The sequence below is a fragment of the Komagataeibacter kakiaceti JCM 25156 genome (assembly GCF_000613305.1).
On the sequence record NZ_BAIO01000849.1, the window covers coordinates 1 to 659 of the forward strand.

General features: G+C 64.6%; 1 protein-coding gene. It reads left to right on the plus strand.

What is annotated here, in order from left to right:
* A partial coding sequence (secF, locus tag JCM25156_RS19485) for a protein translocase subunit SecF (RefSeq protein ID WP_025814475.1) occupies window positions 1-641 on the plus strand: 641 nt, incomplete at its 5' end.
* Window positions 642-659 lie beyond the last annotated feature (18 nt).

Below are 659 nucleotides of genomic sequence, written 5' to 3' on the forward strand. Positions count from 1 at the left end.
AACCCGACCATGAGGCCCGCACGCAGGCGCTGGTCGACTCCGTGCGTCACGCCATCGCCACCCTGCCCGGCGCGCAGGTGCTGCGGGCGGATGCGGTGGGGGCCTCGGTCTCGAAGGAACTGTTCCGCAACGGCATGCTCGCGCTGGGCATCAGCCTGTTCATGATCCTGGCCTATATCTGGTTCCGCTTTGAATGGGAGTTCGCGGTCAGCGCCGTGGTGACGCTGGTGCTGGATCTGACCAAGGCCATCGGCTTCCTGGTCATCACGCATTTCGAATTCGATCTGGTCATGGTGGCCGCCATCCTGACCATTCTGGGCTATTCCACCAATGACAAGGTGGTGGTGTACGACCGCGTGCGCGAGAACCTGCGCAAATACCGCACGATGCCGCTGGCGGAACTGATCGACCTCTCCATCAACGAAACCCTCAGCCGCACGCTGGGCACGTCCACCACGGTGTTCCTGGCCGCGCTGCCGCTGGCGCTTTTCGGCGGGGCCAGCCTGTCCGGCTTTGCGTGGGTCATGCTGTTCGGGATCGTGGTGGGAACGTCCTCCTCCATCTTCATCGCGGCGCCACTGCTGCTGCTGATGGGCGAGAAACGCCTGCGCCGGGATGCCCGCCCGCCTGTGCGCAAGTAAGGTCACGCAACCGGGCGA